The organism is Methylomicrobium lacus (assembly GCF_041897535.1).
GTDB lineage: Bacteria > Pseudomonadota > Gammaproteobacteria > Methylococcales > Methylomonadaceae > Methylomicrobium > Methylomicrobium lacus_A.
The window spans coordinates 1,210,461-1,226,174 of record NZ_CP169217.1 but is presented as its reverse complement, the minus strand read 5'-3'; the positions used below and the strand labels follow the sequence as shown (position 1 = coordinate 1,226,174).

The window sequence follows — 15,714 nt, the reverse complement described above, 5'->3', positions numbered from 1 at the left end:
TTGTCTACACCCTCTCAGGCTCCGAAACGAAACCGATCCGGCTGACGCCGGCCTTGGCGGCATCGGCGAGCGCCTCGGCGACCGCGCGGTAAGGCACGTTTTGGTCGGCGCGCACATGCAGTTCGGGCTGCGGCGCCTCCGTGGCGATGCGTTGCAGGTTTTGCCGAAGCTGGTCGCGGCTGACGGCGGCCGCATCCCAAAAGAGTTGGCCGTCCGCATCGATCGCCAAATCGATATGCCGGGTTTCCTGCGTCTGCGCCTCGCTGTCGGCCTTCGGTAGGTCGATCTTGACCGCATGCGTCATCAAGGGCGCGGTGATCATGAAAATGATCAACAGCACCAGCATCACATCGATCAGCGGCACCATGTTGATCTCGGCGACCGGGCGCGCGTTGTGGTTTTGATTGAAGCCGCCGAACGCCATCAGCGTTCTCCCGCGACGACCGGCGCCGAACCGGTGGTCAGCAGCGCGAACAGGTCATGCGCGAACGCATCGAGTTTCGCCAGCACCAGGCGGTTCGAGCGCGCGCAGGCATTGTAGGCGAGCACGGCCGGAATCGCGACCGCCAGCCCCAAACCGGTCATGATCAGCGCCTCGCCGACGGGGCCTGCGATTTGCTCCAAAGTGGCCGCGCCGCCCTGGCCGATGCGGGTCAGCGCGTGAAAAACGCCCCACACGGTGCCGAACAGGCCGACGAACGGCGCGGTGCTCGCGATAGAAGCCAACACCGTCAGTCCCCATTCCAGGCGCGCGGTTTCCTCGTCGATCACCCGGCGCATCGCGCGGGTCAGGAATTCGGATGCGGAACCGGCCGTGTGCAGGCGCTCTTTGCCATGCCGACTGGAGGCGAGCGCGTGCCGGGTCAACAGCGAAAACGGCTCCTTCGGCGTGTCCTGCTGCAACTGTTCGGTGATCTGCTGCAACGAGCCGGCGTCCCAAAAAGTTTGCAGAAAGCGCGCGGAGCGACTTCTTGTCTTGATGCCCTGCCAGGCTTTGATGAAGATCAAATACCAGCTGGCGATCGACATCGCGATCAGGATCGCGAACAGCGCCTGGCCGACGCCGTCGCTTTGCGCGAGAAAATGTTGCAGGGAAGAGGATTCTAGTGGGGGAGTCGCATTCATCATTATCCTTCCAAAGAAAAAGTAATCGGTACCACGACCCAGGCCGACACGGCATCGCCGCCGCGCCGCGCCGGCACGAAGCGCCATTTTTTGACGGTCTCCAGGGCGGATTGGTCGAGACCTGTAAAACCGCTGCTCTTGCGCAGCGCCAGTTCGGCGACCGTGCCGTCGGCATGGATCAGCGCCCGCACCAGGACTTTGCCCTGTTCGCCGCGTTCGCGCGCATCCTCGGGGTAGCGCGGCGCCGGATTGTGCAGATAATCGGCGTTCAGATTCGGCAACATCAGCGGTTGTTGGCTGGTCGTTGCAGGTGCGGCGGCAGTTTGCGCAGCGTTTGCCTGGGGCTTGGCGGCCGGCGCTGCGGCGGCAAGTTTTGGAGTTTTCTCGGCTTTTTCCGCCGGCGCGGCAGTCATCGTCGTTGCCGGCGCGCTCGTCGACAGCACGGCTTTGGGCTGGGTTTTTACGCGCTTGACGGTCTTCGGTTTCGCTTTGGGCTTGACCGTCGGCGGTTGCCGTTTCGGCGGCGCGGCCGGCGTTTGTTCGGCTTTGGGCTGGGGCGCTGAGATCCAGGAGACTTGTATCGGCGCCGGCGGCGTGACAGGTTCTTCTGGCGCGGGGTAGGGCATCAGGACATACCCGGTCACATGCAGGGTCAGCGCCAACAGCACGGCGGCGATCGCTTCATGGTGTTGACAACTCGGCGGAGACGGGATTGGACTTCGCGATGATAGGGGGGCGGTTTCGGGGGCAAAAAAAATCACCTTGCTGCGCGCAAGATGCAGACGGGTTGAGCCGTCCGATCTATCCCGAGATGCGGTAAAATCGATTTGATGAACGCTTGCCGGCATTGCCGTGCCTCCTTTATCGGTATCAAGGTTGGCTGGCTACCCGGTTTGGGATGGCTGGCTATGGATTTGGCGGAAATGTTATTTGGTCAGTATCAGCTTGCCGTTGCTGGTGATGCGCAGACGGTATTCTTCGTCGTTATGCACGATCACTATTTCATTCCGTGTTCCGAAAAGTGCGCCGCTGCTGAGGCTGCGCCTTTCGTTGTGGGTATCCTTGGGCACCGCATCACCGTGCCGGGGGTCTTTAGAGTTTTTCATCGGCTTCAGTTAATGGTAAACGACTGCGGTTTTACCGGCCGACAAGCAGGTTGCCGCATGCAGACGCGCCAACTCACCTTCTTCAGCTGCAGGTTGTGGTTTTAGCATAAGAGTCCTCGCTCTGGTTTATACGATCAAAAAATGTTCAGCGCGCTCTGCCGAGAGGGGGGCGGGCGCGCTAAACGAAAGCAGCGAGAGGTCAAATCACGGCTTCAACCAAATGATAATCATTATCATTTGCGAAATCAAGTTTTTTGCGCAAACGTCAGGGCATCGATTTAGGCCCGGCAGAGGTTAAGGGGCGACTCAAAACTTAACGTGTCGGGCTTCATTGGCGGCTCGTTTCAGCCGACTCCGAATATTTATCAGTGGGCTTCGCGGGCGTATGGGGTGACGCGCAAGATCGATTACAGCGGGGCAGGGTTCGTTAACCGATGCCATATTTTTTCAGCTTGTACCACAAGGTGCGTTCGCTGACTTTCAATAAGCGCGCCGCTTTCGCTTTATTGCCCGCGCTGATCTGTAGCGCTTGCGTCAATAAGCGCGTTTCCAGTTTTGCGACATTGGCATCCAAATCAAAATCCTGATCGGCCGGTGCCGGTGTGTTTCGTGCAGACTGCGCCGGCAAGTCCAGGGTTTCCTGCGGAAAATGTTTTAGATTCAGGCTTTGCCCCTGGCTCAACACCATCGCCCGTTCGATCATGTTTTCCAGTTCGCGCACGTTGCCGGGCCAGGCATAGGCCATCAATGCTTGGCTGATGTCGTCGGGCAACCGCGCCATGCCGGCATAATTTAACGATGAGCGGTATTTTTCGATGAAATGCGCGCAGAGCAACGGAATGTCTTCGTGCCGTTCGCGCAGCGGCGGCAATTTGATCGCCAACACGTTCAGCCGGTAGTAGAGGTCTTCGCGCAGGCAACCTTGTTGGACCGCGGTCAAAGGGTCGCGGTTGGTCGCGGCAACCACCCGAATATCGATTTGGATGCTGCGGTTGCTGCCCAAACGGTCGACTTGGCCTTCCTGCAACACGCGCAGCAGCTTGGCCTGAATATTGGTCGGCATTTCGGTGATTTCATCCAGAAACAAGGTGCCGCCGTCGGCCAACTCGAACTTGCCGACGCGGTCCTTGTGCGCGCCGGTAAACGCGCCGCGCACATAGCCGAACAGTTCGCTTTCCAAGATGTCGGACGGTATCGCCGCGCAATTGATCGGCACGAACAAGCCTTGGCGGCCGGAGTTGGCGTGCGCGGCGCGGGCGACCAATTCCTTCCCGGTGCCGGTTTCACCGTACACGAAGAGGCTGGCTTTGCTCGGCCCGGCTTGGCGAATCAATTCATACACCCGACGCATGGCGGCGCTTTGGCCGATGAAATGGTCCCAGCCTTTGCCGGCTTCATCGCGCAGGAACTGGTTTTCGCGGTGGATGCGGCTGATGTCGAGCGCGCGCCGCACCAGCAATTCGACCTGTTCGACATCGAGCGGGCGGATGATGAAATCGAAGGCGCCTTGCTTCATCGCTTCGACCGCGCTTTCGATCGTGCCGTAAGCGGTGACCACGATGACCGGAAACGCATGGCCCTCAGCGCGCAGCGTGGTCAACAATTCCAGGCCGGACATGCCCGGCATGTTCAGATCGGTGATCAACAGATCGACCGTGTGCTCGCGTAAGATAGCCAACGCCGACGGTGCATCTTCGGCGCAGACGACCGCGCAGCCGAGGTTGCGCAACAACACCTCCAATACGCGGCGGGCATTGGCTTCATCGTCGACGATTAAAACGCGGGATCCGGTTAGCATGTTCGTTCAGTTTGATGTTGGGGTAAAAGCACGATGAAACAGGCACCGCCGAACCGGCTGCTGCCGGTCTCGATCGAGCCGCCGTGCGCGGAAATGATTTGTTGGGTGACGGTCAGGCCGAGCCCGATGCCGGATTCGCGGGTGGTGAAAAACGGATCGAACAAGCGCTGGCAAATGTCTTCGGCGATGCCGGGGCCGCTGTCTTCGATCGTGATGCGTAGCTGACCCGACTCGGCGTCGTCGAGTTGCACGCGGATCTGCCCGCCTTTCGGCAAGATTTGAATCGCATTCAATACCAGGTTCAGGAACACCTGCACCAACATTTCTTCATCGCATTCGATCAGCCCATCGCCGGCAAGGTTGGACCATTCGATCGCGATCGATTTGTTATTGGCCTGTTTGCCGAGTAAATCGAGCGCGCGCTGAATGATCGGCGCTAACGAGTGGGCTCGCATCTGCGGCGGTCTGGGCCGGGCGCAATCCAACAAGGCTGAAATCAGGCGGTTCAGGCGCGCGGTTTCTTCGTTGATGATGCGCACCATGTCGCGTCCGTCCGCGCTGAGCGCATTGTCCAAGCGTAAAATTTGCGCGCTGGTTTGCAGGATGCCGAGTGGGGTTCTGACTTCGTGCGCCATGATCGCGGCCATTTCGCCGACCACCGCCAGTTTGGCGGCGCGGATGACCTGTTGCCGCGAGCGTTCGAGATCTGCGCTGAGCTGCGCGAACGCGTTGCTCAACTCGGCGACCTCGTGTACGCCCGAGGCTGTGGGTTGTATTGCAGTCGGGTGATGTTGAAAGTTTCGCACCCAGCGGGTCAGCACCAAGATCGGATGGCTGATGCGCTTGGCCGTCCACTGCGCCACGACGACCGCGATCAGACTGGTCACTAAAAATAAATCGCCGAACCACAACCATAAAACCCAGATCGAATGAAAAGCCTGCTCGGTCGACTGGATGATCAACAGCGACCAGCCGAGATTGGCATAGCCTTGATAACCTCGCGAACTGGCATGGCCGACCAAGACGCGCGATTGCGTCAACGGTTCGCCGGTGTGGATGAAGGTGCCGTGCGCCTCTGCCGGTTTCCAATCGGCAAACGTGCGCGCCAGTAATAACCCGGCATCGCGGATGCGCGTCGAGCCGGCCAGGGCGCGTCCGTCGGCATCCAACAGCACGATGTAGCGTTTACCCGATTCCGAATTGCTGGCCTGATCGAACAACTGAAAAATCTGCTCCAGGTTGAAAATGCCGTATAGCTGGCCTTGCTCGCCGGCGCCGTAGGTGTCCGGCACCGGGGCCCGAATCAACAGGCTGGGAGCGTCATAAGGCGGGGCAAGTTGCGGGTTTTCCAGTACCAAGTCGCCATAAGGCACGGTGGCTTTGATCCAGTCCGGCTGCGGATTCAACGTATTGCCGATCAACGCCGGGTTGGAAGCCGAGACGATCTTGTTCGCAGCGTTCAAATAAAACAACGCGCGATAGACGTCCGGGTAACTGCTGTCCAATACCGAAAGAAATTGCGCCAATTGTTTGTCGACATCGCCGATGCGGCCTTCCTGAACGATGTCCAAATGGCTCCAGGAGTGAATGTTTTGCAGACGCTCGAACATCAACACGTCGATCTGTTGCATCAACATCACCGCATCGTTTTCAAGGCTGTTGCTGATTTCGCGCTCCAATGTCGTCCGCGAGGCATAAAACGACAGCAACGCGATCGGCGCGCCGCCTAAAAACAACAAGGCTAAAAAGGAAAGCAAAAAGATGCGCTGGATTCTCATCGGGCATTACGCAAAAAAAGTCTGCAATTTTGGTATGACTTCTGAGAATACATGCAATTTTTGTAGGGTTGTTTTTAAGGTTTGGTGGCTGGGGATAGTAAAAGCAAGACTTTTACCCGCGCATCGACAAGCGTTTTTCGGACATAACCGATCGAACTCGGCGTGGAGCTGACAAAGCGTAAGACTGCTTCTTCCGAACTCATCACCGGCGGCGGCGTAATGCCGTGAAAATACTGCGCATTCCAATAATCTTCCTGCTCTTCCGGCAAGATCGAAAACAGCGACAACGAAAAATCGTTTCTGAGCGGGCTGGCCAGCGGCAGGTTGGTGGGAATCCAGCGCTTGCCTTGCTCGTCGAGCTGGATTTTGCGCAGGTAGATCAGTTTCAACGTATCGCGGGACAGGTGTTTGAGCGGGCTGGAGGCCGATGTCACAACCGCAATCTGCTCGGCGTTTGCGCTTCGAAAACTCGCCGCCAGCACAAGACTTAGGATCAGAACCAGATTGCGGTGCATCAGAATAATACCGCAAATGACGCCGTTAGGCCATTTGGCGCTAATGCCTCATTGTTGACGCCCAAGCGGTATTCCAGCTTCCAGACCAGCGGCGGGCTGGGCCGGTAGGCCAAACCGATGACGCCGGCATGCCCGGTTTTATCCTGCAGTTGTTGAAAAGCCTCGTAGCGGCTCACCAAATACCAATGGCTCGGCAAGGGGGTGACGCTTTGCAGAAAGCCTTGCCACATAGACTTTCCGTTTGCCTCGTTACCCTTGCTGCGATAGACGATTTCACTGCTGATTTCGTGTTTTTTAAACTTCCATAACGCATCGAAGCCGACCAGAGATTTTCGTTCGCCTACATGATCTTTCAGTACGAAATTAGCGAAAGAAATCCCAATGTGCAGGTTATCCGTCCACTGGTAACCCACATGGCCGCCGAATGCGTCTTTAAAGGGATTGTCCGATAAATGCGGATCGATAATGTCTGTGACATCGCCGTAGACGGCATAATCCAGCTGCCGGCTATCAACCAACATTGTGCCATGCAGCATTGCCCCGGCGGCATGGGTCGAAAACAGATTTTCGCTGGCGACCGGCCGTTGGCCTGTCCAAACCAAGGGGGCGGCGTGCAATAAATTCCAATGCCCGATCGGAGTCAGAAATTTTCCTAGCCGAATTGTCAGTTTATCGTTGATCAGGCCGTCAAAATAAAACCGCTCGGATTCGAAATGTATATTGCGGGTGCTGAACGACTGATGTTCAGAAGCCGAAAAAGTATCGGCGCTTTCCAATTCGGCAAAAAAACGTATCGGCCCATTATTGTCCCAAGAAATAAAGAGGCTGAGATCGTCTACGGTAAATTCCCAAGGATCAGCGCCGAGCGCATGAATTTTAATATCGGAGTATCCGCCCAAACGCAAACCGCTATTGCCTAACGTGTAGCCATTACCTAAACGATAGCCTTGCCGAGCCGCATCGGCCGCCCAAGCCAAAGATGTCAGACTCCACACCAGCAGCATCCAAACCGCTAGGACAACTTGCGCGGGTCTGGGGTGGCGTCTTTTCCTTATGTGCATGATCCGGGCTTTGGTAGAAATGGGGCGTCATTCTTGAATGTTCGCGCGAATTTTGCAAGAGCGATGACTGATGTGCGGTCAAAATTCGTGTCAATGAAAAGAGTTGGCCTGGTTTTTGCTTTGTCACATTCAAGTCAGGCTATCTCTTGGGTGAAAGGGCAGGTATCCCCCGATGAAGTCTGATGAGCATCCATCTAAACGTAACGGAGAGCACTCATGTCGATTGATTTATTGCGACGAATAAGAAGAAACACGGTAACACCATTATTGAGTTTATTATTGATCGCATTTGCTGCGCTTGCCGTGAATGTTGCTCATGCCACCCCGGACATCATGCAAGCCAACAACGCGCCTGCGTGTTCCTCTTGCCATACCCAAGGCAAGTTTACCAAGGCCGAAGGCCAAGCAGGGCTGGCAGCCTATCTGGCCGCACAAACACCGACTTGCCTGCCGCCGCAAGTGCTGCAAGGCAACGTTTGCGTAACGCCGCCGCCACCGACCTGTATAGCGCCACAAGTCTTGCAAGGCGGTGTCTGCGTCACCCCGCCGCCACCGACCTGTATAGCGCCGCAAGTCTTGCAGGGCGATGTTTGCGTAACCCCGGCACCGACTTCTTGCAGTTATGTCGATGATCTCGATGATGAGCATGGACAGGAACTCGATGATGATCGCGATCATGACGGTAACGATGAGCAAGATGATGATTCAGAGAAAGCCAAAAAGGCAAAAATCATCCCAACCCTCTCTGCACCGGATCATGTTTCCGTGCATGCCGGTGAAACGTTGACCTTGGCGGTTACCGCATTCGATTGCGCAAGCCGTCCTCTGGTCATCATCGCAAAGCATTTGCCCGCTGGCGCAGTGCTTGAAAACACCGTCGATCCGCAACTGCATATGAACAAAGGCGTCATCACCTGGACGCCGGATGCAGGCAGCAGAGCGCAGACCCTCGAAATCGAGCTCAAAGTCGTCGCGGATGACGGCACAGGAAAGCCCGCCGCATCGGATGAGCAGGGCGTCGTGATCAACGTATTGCCGGCAACGCCAGCGCAGCCATTGGCTCAAAATGGTCCGGTGAAAAGCAATACGGTGGTCGGCGCCGGCTATCGGTCAAAATCGCAAAAACTGACGGTTGCCGGGCAATTGCTGTGGAACCGTTCCAGCAACAAAGGCGACCGTTTAGCTTTTATCAAAAACCAAACCGCGGTTATCAGCGATGCGGCTAGCGGCGTGCAATTGGGCACGGCTGCAATAAAACGTAACGGGAAATGGAAAACGGCGATAACGATCGACGCCGACTCGGCACCTTGCTCGGTTGACGTTGCGGTGGGCGGCGTGCGCGCAACCCAGCCTGTTAAAGGCGTGAACTGCCAAAATTGATGTGATCCCAGCATTCCGGCGCTACGGCGCCGGAATGCTTCCAGGATCGTTTTTTATCCTTTCAATCAAGATGATGAATATGCACAAACTCTATCTACTCGTGTTATCTGCGCTGCTGTGGTGTTTGACCGGCGTAATGGCCAATGCGGCGGAAGTCGGGCAAGCGGCGCCGCATTTTGCCTTGCCGGCTTTACAGGGCGATAAAACCCACAACCTGAAAGACTATCAGGGCAAAGTCGTTTACCTGGATTTTTGGGCTTCATGGTGTGCGCCGTGCCGCACCTCGTTTCCGTTGCTGAATGCGCTGTATAAGAAATATAAAGACAAAGGTTTTGCGGTCGTCGCGGTCAATCTCGATGAAGACAAAGCCAAGGCCGAAAAATTTTTACAGGACATTCCGGTCGATTTTACGATTTTGCACGATGACACCGGCAAATTGGCGGACCAATATGTCGTCGAGTCGATGCCGACCTCGTTCATTCTCGATCAAAAAGGCGTGATTCAACAGATTCATCACGGTTTCGTCAGCGACGACATCGACGGCATCGAGAAAAAAGTGACCAGTCTGTTATCGGCGAACTGAAGATCATGAAAACGTCAAGAGCAGCGATCATTTTATTGGCCGTTTTAACGACGGCCTGTGCCGAGGTTTTGCCCAGGCAACGCGGCAATCTGGCGCTGCCGCAGATGGGATTGACCACCGATGGCTTGGAGTTTGAATTACGCCAGCATGCGTTTTTCAGCAAGGAATCGGCCGCGGGCGGTTATGGCGGCGGTGGCGGCGGTTGCGGTTGCAATTGAGACGACGGAATGATTTGGGACGAGGTTGCATTCTAAGCGATGAAAACTAAAAAAAACACAAACGCTGTCAAGCGCTTGCAGTGCGCGGCGCTGCTGCTGCCGGGGTTGTCGCAAACGGCCGTTGCCGGACGCGTCGAAGAAACTTACAACGCCGATTTCCAATACGGCCATTATTCCGAAAGCAATCGGCGCATGGAGGTCGATATCTTTCAAGGCGCGCTGTCGGCGCCGATCGGCAGCGCGATGACCGCTTCGGTGAACCTGGTGCGCGACATGGTGTCCGGGGCCTCGCCCGTCTATAACTTCAAGGATGCGAACGGACAAGTCCGGCAATTCATCAGCGGCGCTTCGCCGACCAGTTCGTGCGGAAAATCGATCTGCGAGCAACGCGATGCGATCAGTTCGGGCCTGACCTATTTTTTCGATGGCGCGTCGGTCAATGCCGGCGGCGGTTTTTCCAGGGAGCATGATTACACCTCGCGTTATTTCAATACCAACTTGAGTTTCGATTTCAATAAAAAATTGACCACCGTCAATTTCGGCGCGTCGGCCGCCTTTGACGAGATTGCGCCTTCGCCGTCGACCTGGAACAGCCGCGATAGCGCTTTCAAGGCACATAAAACCAGCCAACAATATTTGCTGGGCGTGACGCAAATCATCGACAAGGAATCCTTGCTGCAAAGCAATATTTCTTTCGGCTATCACAGCGGCTTTTTATCGGACCCTTACAAATGGGTCGCCTTTTACGACGGCAATGCCTTTTCCGATTTTCAGCAGGACAAACGGCCGCGAGAGCGATTCGAGTGGGCCTGGTTGAACCAGTATGTCCGTCATTTCGGTCAATTCAACGATGCCGCGCTGCATCTCGACTATCGCTTCAGCACCAACGATTGGGGCATCAATGCGCATACCTTTGAAGCCAGCTGGCATCAACCGATCATCGACGATTGGCAGATCATTCCCCGCTTCCGCTATTACTCGCAAGATAAAGCCGACTTTTATCAGACGGTATTCAGCGGGCGATCCGAAAATTATTCGAGTTTTTCCAGCGACTACCGACTGGCCGGCTTCGGGGCGATTTCGGCCGGTGTGAAATTGAGCAAGGAAGTCAAAAGCATCGGCTATGCGGAGTCGCTGAAATTCCAAACCGGCGTCGAATATTATGACCATAGCTCCAATTATCAACTGGGCGGCAACGGCAGCAATAACTTCAGTAACTTCAGTTATTACTTGGTCACTGCCTCGTTCAATTTGAAGTTTTAAGGTCGATGTTGCAGGTCTTCGATTTTCCGTTTCAGGCGATGGGCAGTCCTTGCTCCGTGCAGTTTTACGCCGATTCCGCGGCACGCGCCGAAGACGTTTTCCGCTCGGTGCAAACGCGGATCGAGGCGCTCGAACAGCGCTATTCGCGCTACCGCGACGATAGTCTGCTGACCGAAATCAACCGCCGGGCCGGAACCGGCGTTAAAACCGGCTTGGATGCCGAGACCTTTGCGTTGTTGCACTATGCCGATCGATGCTATCTGGAAAGCCAGCAGTTATTCGACGTGACCTCGGGTGTGTTGCGCCGGTTGTGGGGGCCCCGGCAGACGCAGTTGCCTTCCAAGCAGGATGTCGCCGCGTTATTGTCGTTGATCGGCTGGCAGAAAGTGCAATGGAGCGAAGACGCGATTTATTTGCCGCAGACCGGCATGGAGCTGGATTTCGGCGGCATCGTCAAGGAGTATGCCGCCGACGTTGCGGCCGGGATATGCCGTCAACAAGGGATCAGGCACGGCATCATCGAATTGGGCGGCGACATCAGCGTCATCGGCCCCTTGCCCGATGGGCAAGGCTGGCCGGTGGCGATTCGCGATCCGCGGCAGCCGGACAAAGTCGTTGCCCAATTCAGGCTGGCGGCCGGCGCGGTCGCCAGCAGCGGCGATTACGAGCGGTTTTTACTGATCGATGGCGTGCGTTATAGCCATTTGCTCAATCCGAAGACCGGCTGGCCGGTCGCCGGCTTGCGCGCGGTCAGTATCGTCGCCCAGCATTGCGTGGTCGCGGGCAGCGTTGCCACGATCGCGATGTTGAAAGCGAAGAACGGTTTGACTTGGCTGCATGGCAGCGGTTTGCCGTTTTTATGTTGCCAAAGCCATGGCCGGCTCATCGATCGATTGCAGCATTAGGTTTTTCCGGCTTCCGGAATCCACAACAGGGGAGGCGGAGGCTTTCAAAACGACATTCCCAGGCAGACGCTTGGTCACGAGAGAATAGGGTTATGAAAAAAATTGTTTTTATCACGATGCTTTGGCTGTTGCAGGCAAGCCTTGCCTCAGCCGCCGTTCCGAAAGCCGGGCTGGCGCTGACCGCGCCGAATTCGGCCCAATGGCCGGCCGAATATCGACTGACCTTGACGGTCCCTGAGCACCATCATGCCTATCTCGACGCCGGCGAGGAAAAGGCTTATCTCCCGGTCGCCGTGGATCCGGACGCAAAATTAGCCGCATTGCATCTGGCGATCACGCACATGCAGACTCCCGGCGGCGTTTACGATCCGGCGGTCAAGGCGACCGTGTTGCGTAACCAGGGCGATTTTTTGCTGACCCTGGACCGCCTGAATGGCGAGCCGACGGCTACGCCGCTCGCGCTCGACGTACGCTATCAATTATGCAACGACACCACGCATGTGTGTTACCGCCCGCAAACCGCGCAGGTGAATTTGGCATTGCCGGCTGCCGCGTCCGCGGCAACCGAGACGGCGTCTGAATCGGCGAGCATCAACGATCGCCTGATGGCGCTGTTCAGATCCCATCAGAACAATACTTTTTTGCTGTTGGGGCTGATGTTTCTGGCCGGCATCCTGTCGGTCGCGACGCCTTGCGTTTATCCGATGTTGCCTATCACCTCGATCTTTATCGTCAACCGCGCCAACGGCATCGCCGACAAGGAAAAGCTGCATGCGCTGGCGTATGTCCTGGGCATGATCGGCACCTACGCGGCGTTGGGCCTGATTGCCGGGATGACCGGCGGGGCCTTCAATACCTTTATGCAGTCGGGCTGGGTCAATATCGGCTTTGCGCTGTTTTTCGGATTTTTCGCGATCTCGCTGTTGGGTTATTACGAACTGTCCTTCCTGCAAAACGAGGTCTATTCGCTGGACCAACATTCGGCACAGGTGAAAGGTTTGACCGGCACCTGGTTGATGGGCAGTGTCGCCGGGCTGGTCATATCGCCCTGCGTCGGGCCTATCGTCTTTGCCTTGTTGTTGCAGGTCGCCGATCAAATCGCCGAGAAGGCGAATGCCTTGACCGCGATGGGCCAACGGTTGACGTTTTGGGACAAATTGGGCGTGGCGGCGCAAGGCGGCGTGTTGATGGGCGGCTTCGGTCTTGGCGTCGGTTTGCCGTTTTTCGTCGTCAGTATCGTCAAGTTCGAGAAATTGCCTAAAGCCGGCTATTGGATGAATAAAGTCAAATATGCGTTCGGCTTGATGATTCTGTATTTCGCTTATCTCTACTTTGCCAAAGGCATGGGCGTGTTCGGCGTCGACGCGTCCGTGACACTGTCATTGGCTTTGGGCCTCTTGGCGGTGTGGGTTGCGGTCGTGCATTGCAGCGTCCTGTCTTTATTGCCGCACGATACCGCGCCGAATCAAAAAATGCATCGTTATTGCGGCGTGCTGGCCTTGGTTGGAGGCGTTTGGCTATTAGTGTCGGGCTTGGGGCGCACGCCGATCGTCCCGGCGGTTCAAGCCAATACGCAGCTGGCCGACTGCGCCGTGAACAGCACGCCGGCCATTGAGCAGGAAGCCGGTATTTCCTGGCACAGAAATTTTGCCGCCGCGCAAAAAGTCGCCCGGCAAACCGGCAAACCCATCTTTATCGACTTCTATGCGAGCTGGTGCGCCAACTGTAAAGCCTTCAAGGAAGAGACGGCGAATGACAACCGCTTGAATCAGGCGTTAAGGGAACAAGCGGTCGCGGTCAAATTGGTCGACAAGGAACCCGAGTTTGAAAAATTTCGCGCGCATCCCGAGCATCGCCTGTTAAAAATCGGCCTGCCTTATTTCGCGATTCTATCCCCTGACGGCAAGTTGATCTGGTCCGGCACCGACTATAAAGCGACCGACAAAATGATCAGTGTTCTGACAGGTTCCGGGCATCGGCAAAGTTAAACCCCATCCCTTCTTTCATTTTTACTTTCTTACTCAGGAGTCTATTTGTGAAACACCATCCTATTCTTGCATCAAACATTGTGATCTTGGCCGCTTTGGGCCTGACCGCAAAGGTTTCTGCAAATCCGCAAATCGCCGGGAAATACGGCACAGCGGATTGTACGCTCTGCCACACCAGCATGGATGGCGGCCAGAATAATTTGCGGCCCGGCGTAGAAGCGGCCTATGACAAAGACAAGATAAATCTGACCGCTTTGCGACAATTGCTCGAAGGCGGCTCTCCCACGACCAACACCAAGCCGACGCTCAGTCCGATCGGGGCGGAATGGGATGCCGAGGTCGGCCAAACGCTGACCATCCCGCTGTCAGTCAGCGATAACGAGCAAGACAGTTTTGCAATTGTCGGAAAATACCCGAGCGGCTCGTTTTCTGCCGAATATACGGCGGACAATAGCTTGCCGACGGTCGATTATCAATTTACGCCGAGCGCGGCTCAAGCCAACAAAGTCTTTAAAGTCAAATTCCAAGCCAAGGAAACCGACACCGCGAAAAAGTACGCGTCAAACGCGGTACAAGCCAAAATACGCGTATGGCCGGCGGGCGACAGGGCTCAGGCTTATGTCAGTAAATGGCTGGTTGCGAAAACCAAATGGCAGAACGGCTCGGTGTCCCTGAGCGGTAAGGTGGTGTTGAATAAATTGATGACTGCGGAAGAAAAAAACGCATTTCTGAGCCGCAACGACTGGGTAGCCGACATTAGCCAAGGGACGGACGGCTTAGGCGCCGCTATCGGCGTGGCTCAACCGCTCAGCTTCGATAATAAAGGCAACTGGTCTTTGACCAATTTGCCGTTGGCCGAGCCGTTTGCCTGCTCGCTCACGGTCGAATTCGAGGGCAAGAAAGCCAGCCGCAAGATTGCCGGTGCACCGACAACGTGTTTGAAATAATCCCGTCGGCATAATGCCGGGCAACGCCGCTTTGTGCCGTCGATCGGGGCATAAGGCGGCGTTGCATCCCCAAACAAGAAACGATGTATTTTCCGGCCAAAATAGATTACAGTTAGGGACTCAAAAAAACCGCATCCTGAGGCCTAGGCTGCGATAGCCTTATTCTTAAGCCCTGATTATCGGGGAAGGAAAAAGTAAATGTCCGCTACGAATCTCCATGCCGCCATTGCAACGCCTGCCCAAACCATGAATTACCCTGCCGTCATTGCAACGCCCGCCCAAACGATCGACGATGTCATCGAGCAATTGACCGCGATCGTCGAATGGTCAAAGGAAAACGATTCCCGCATGGGGTATTTCCCCGCGCTGTACCGCAAAGTCACCATTCAGGTCAAAAAAGGCATTGCCGACGGTTTTTTTGATGACGGCCCTCGCCTGGAACGCCTTGATGTCATTTTTGCCAACCGCTATATCCGTGCGTTCCATCAATACCAAACCGGAACAGCGCCGACTCAATCCTGGCAGCGGGCATTTGATGCCAACAAGCGTTGGTGGCCGACCGTCTTACAGCATTTACTCATGGGCATAAACGCCCACATCAACCTCGATCTGGGCATCGCCGCGGCAGAAACGGTGCCGCCCGAGGAATTAGCCGATTTGCGCGGCGATTTCGACAAAATCAATCAAGTGTTGGCCAGCTTGGTCGACGACGTACAGAATGAACTGGCCGCCATATGGCCCCTTTTCGGGTTATTGAATCGCTACCTCGGCAGCGTGGAAGAGTCCATTGCCAACTTCAGCCTGGGAAAAGCACGCAATGCCGCTTGGTCCTTTGCAGAAGCATTATCGACCTTGCCCGCCGGCCAGCGTGAATCCGCCATTGCCGAAAAGGATGCCTTTTTTGCGGCGTTTTCCACTGTGATCCTGCATCCAGGCCTCACCGGTTCGCTCATTTTTAAGATCGTCCGGATGGGCGAGCGGGGCTCGATCCGCCAACGCATCGAGCTATTGAGTTGACGCCTTGAACTCGTCGCCGGATATTTCTGC

The 15,714-nt window shown here is 56.0% G+C and carries 16 protein-coding genes; 8 read left to right on the top strand and 8 right to left on the bottom strand.

Going from position 1 to position 15,714, the window contains the following annotated elements:
- Nucleotides 1–4: 4 nt before the first annotated feature.
- From ACEPPP_RS05385 to ACEPPP_RS05350, 8 genes are all read right to left on the bottom strand, one after another.
- On the bottom strand, nucleotides 5–424 hold the full coding sequence (locus tag ACEPPP_RS05385; protein WP_374090014.1) for an ExbD/TolR family protein: 420 nt from the start codon (nucleotides 422–424) through the stop codon (nucleotides 5–7).
- Nucleotides 424–1,125, bottom strand: a complete 702-nt coding sequence (locus ACEPPP_RS05380) for a MotA/TolQ/ExbB proton channel family protein (protein WP_374090895.1) — start codon at nucleotides 1,123–1,125, stop codon at nucleotides 424–426. Before ACEPPP_RS05380 ends, ACEPPP_RS05385 begins: the two co-directional genes overlap by 1 nt.
- A gap of 2 nt (nucleotides 1,126–1,127) precedes the next feature.
- On the bottom strand, nucleotides 1,128–1,973 hold the full coding sequence (locus ACEPPP_RS05375) for an energy transducer TonB (RefSeq protein WP_374090013.1): 846 nt from the start codon (nucleotides 1,971–1,973) through the stop codon (nucleotides 1,128–1,130).
- 78 nt (nucleotides 1,974–2,051) lie between these two features.
- A complete protein-coding gene (gene hemP, locus ACEPPP_RS05370; protein ID WP_374090012.1) occupies nucleotides 2,052–2,231 on the bottom strand; it encodes a hemin uptake protein HemP in 180 nt (59 codons plus the stop codon).
- A 427-nt stretch (nucleotides 2,232–2,658) separates the two neighbouring features.
- Complete coding sequence (locus tag ACEPPP_RS05365) at nucleotides 2,659–4,029, bottom strand: sigma-54-dependent transcriptional regulator (protein WP_374090011.1); 1,371 nt, start codon at nucleotides 4,027–4,029, stop codon at nucleotides 2,659–2,661.
- Nucleotides 4,023–5,807, bottom strand: a complete 1,785-nt coding sequence (locus ACEPPP_RS05360) for an ATP-binding protein (protein WP_374090010.1) — start codon at nucleotides 5,805–5,807, stop codon at nucleotides 4,023–4,025. The genes ACEPPP_RS05365 and ACEPPP_RS05360 overlap by 7 nt, the downstream gene beginning before the upstream one ends.
- 74 nt (nucleotides 5,808–5,881) lie before the next feature.
- Nucleotides 5,882–6,322 (bottom strand): hypothetical protein, encoded by a 441-nt coding sequence (locus ACEPPP_RS05355; RefSeq protein WP_374090009.1) that lies wholly within the window; start codon nucleotides 6,320–6,322, stop codon nucleotides 5,882–5,884.
- On the bottom strand, nucleotides 6,322–7,326 hold the full coding sequence (locus ACEPPP_RS05350) for a hypothetical protein (protein WP_374090008.1): 1,005 nt from the start codon (nucleotides 7,324–7,326) through the stop codon (nucleotides 6,322–6,324). The genes ACEPPP_RS05355 and ACEPPP_RS05350 overlap by 1 nt, the downstream gene beginning before the upstream one ends.
- Nucleotides 7,327–7,686: 360 nt before the next feature.
- On the opposite strand from ACEPPP_RS05350, the gene ACEPPP_RS05345 reads away from it, so the two are divergent.
- The 8 genes from ACEPPP_RS05345 (at nucleotide 7,687) to ACEPPP_RS05310 (ending at nucleotide 15,684) form a co-directional block, all read left to right on the top strand.
- Nucleotides 7,687–8,763: a hypothetical protein gene (locus ACEPPP_RS05345; RefSeq protein ID WP_374090007.1), complete on the top strand. Its 1,077-nt coding sequence runs from the start codon at nucleotides 7,687–7,689 to the stop codon at nucleotides 8,761–8,763.
- A 79-nt stretch (nucleotides 8,764–8,842) separates the two neighbouring features.
- Complete coding sequence (locus tag ACEPPP_RS05340; protein ID WP_374090006.1) at nucleotides 8,843–9,346, top strand: TlpA family protein disulfide reductase; 504 nt, start codon at nucleotides 8,843–8,845, stop codon at nucleotides 9,344–9,346.
- A gap of 5 nt (nucleotides 9,347–9,351) precedes the next feature.
- The gene (locus tag ACEPPP_RS05335; RefSeq protein ID WP_374090005.1) at nucleotides 9,352–9,564 is read left to right on the top strand and encodes a DUF4266 domain-containing protein; all 213 of its coding nucleotides are present in this window, start codon (nucleotides 9,352–9,354) and stop codon (nucleotides 9,562–9,564) included.
- A 39-nt stretch (nucleotides 9,565–9,603) separates the two neighbouring features.
- Nucleotides 9,604–10,827, top strand: a complete 1,224-nt coding sequence (locus tag ACEPPP_RS05330) for a DUF3570 domain-containing protein (RefSeq protein ID WP_374090004.1) — start codon at nucleotides 9,604–9,606, stop codon at nucleotides 10,825–10,827.
- Between the two features lie 5 nt (nucleotides 10,828–10,832).
- The gene (locus ACEPPP_RS05325; protein WP_374090003.1) at nucleotides 10,833–11,732 is read left to right on the top strand and encodes an FAD:protein FMN transferase; all 900 of its coding nucleotides are present in this window, start codon (nucleotides 10,833–10,835) and stop codon (nucleotides 11,730–11,732) included.
- Between the two features lie 92 nt (nucleotides 11,733–11,824).
- Nucleotides 11,825–13,720 carry a protein-disulfide reductase DsbD family protein gene (locus ACEPPP_RS05320; RefSeq protein ID WP_374090002.1) on the top strand — a complete coding sequence of 632 codons (1,896 nt, stop codon included), beginning with the start codon at nucleotides 11,825–11,827 and terminating at the stop codon, nucleotides 13,718–13,720.
- A gap of 47 nt (nucleotides 13,721–13,767) precedes the next feature.
- On the top strand, nucleotides 13,768–14,667 hold the full coding sequence (locus ACEPPP_RS05315) for a hypothetical protein (RefSeq protein WP_374090001.1): 900 nt from the start codon (nucleotides 13,768–13,770) through the stop codon (nucleotides 14,665–14,667).
- 306 nt (nucleotides 14,668–14,973) lie between these two features.
- On the top strand, nucleotides 14,974–15,684 hold the full coding sequence (locus ACEPPP_RS05310; protein ID WP_374090000.1) for a DUF5995 family protein: 711 nt from the start codon (nucleotides 14,974–14,976) through the stop codon (nucleotides 15,682–15,684).
- The last annotated feature ends 30 nt before the right edge of the window (nucleotides 15,685–15,714 follow it).